We start from the raw sequence: 1174 nt of genomic DNA on the forward strand, positions 1-1174 counted from the left end.
GATGCTTACCGGAACCGACAGCGCGAGGCATAAGCCGGGGATCGGCCAAGTGGCACCATCCTGCCGCCGCTTTGGATTTGGCAACGTATCCGTCCCCCGCAAAGGTATTGCGGCCAGGGGAAAGCGCCGTCGCCGCGGCGCGGGTGGAACCTAAGCGCTCGGATTCCCGGCCGATGCCGCTGGTATCCCCCGTGGCTGAGGTTCGATGCGGCCGCGCCGCTTTGCCGGCACACTCCAAAGCAGTCCGGAATCCATAAAGAACCTAAAATTCTATGACTGGCCGCATGACTATCCGCGCGGCACCCGATTACCAACACCAGACAACCGACCGCTATGGACCTCTTGCAACGAATCCGCCAACACATCGACCAGGCCCGCGCCGACGGGACCGAACATCTGGATCTATCCTTCAACAAATTGCGCGTTTGGCTGTCGGCATTGCCGGATCTGTCAGCAGCACTTGATCCCAATGGTAACTCGAAGCGACCGGCGTTGCGCTCAATCGACCTTTCCGGCCATAGCCTGGAATCTCTGCCCAGGGAGATAAAACGGCTCGCCGGGTTGACCTATCTGAACATCTGCCGCAACCCGATTCGGCAATTACCGAATGTGCCGTTGCCGCCGCTGATTATCGACACTTTGCAGTGGCAGCGACTCGGTGACCAGCTCGAAGATCGCACCATCTTTGGGTTGCAGATCCTACGGGAGGACATGCGTAGCGATATCGATTTCTTTTCCGAAATCGAGCAGCGAGGCATCCTTTGGCTCAGCTTGATCGGGGCACTGCAAGACCGGATTCCGGATTCACTCTGGCGGTTAGAGCAACTCACTCACCTTGATCTACGCTACAACCGGCTCTCGAAGTTGCCCGAATCCATTGGTCAGCTCCACCGGCTCACTCACCTTGATCTCAGGTACAACTTTATCTCGGAGTTGCCCGAATCCATCGGTCAGCTCCAGCAGCTTACCAGCCTTGATCTCAGATACAACCAGCTCTCGAATTTGCCTGAGTCCGTCGGTCAGCTCCGGCAGCTCACCAGATTTGATCTCAGATACAACCGGTTTTCGGAGCTACCCGAGTCCATCGGTCAGCTCCGGCGGCTCACCAGATTTGATCTCGGTGGTAACCAGCTCTCGGGGCTACCCGAGTCCATCGGTCAGCTCCAGCGGCTTA

1 protein-coding gene is annotated in these 1174 nt (G+C 57.8%); it reads left to right on the forward strand.

The annotated features are described in order from the left end of the window. Positions 1 to 333: 333 nt before the first annotated feature. Positions 334 to 1174: leucine-rich repeat domain-containing protein (locus BQ17_RS11885; RefSeq protein WP_176722405.1), on the forward strand; the 841-nt coding region annotated here is incomplete at its 3' end.

The sequence above is a fragment of the Candidatus Thiosymbion oneisti genome (assembly GCF_900092655.1).
Taxonomy (GTDB): domain Bacteria; phylum Pseudomonadota; class Gammaproteobacteria; order Chromatiales; family Chromatiaceae; genus Thiosymbion; species Thiosymbion oneisti.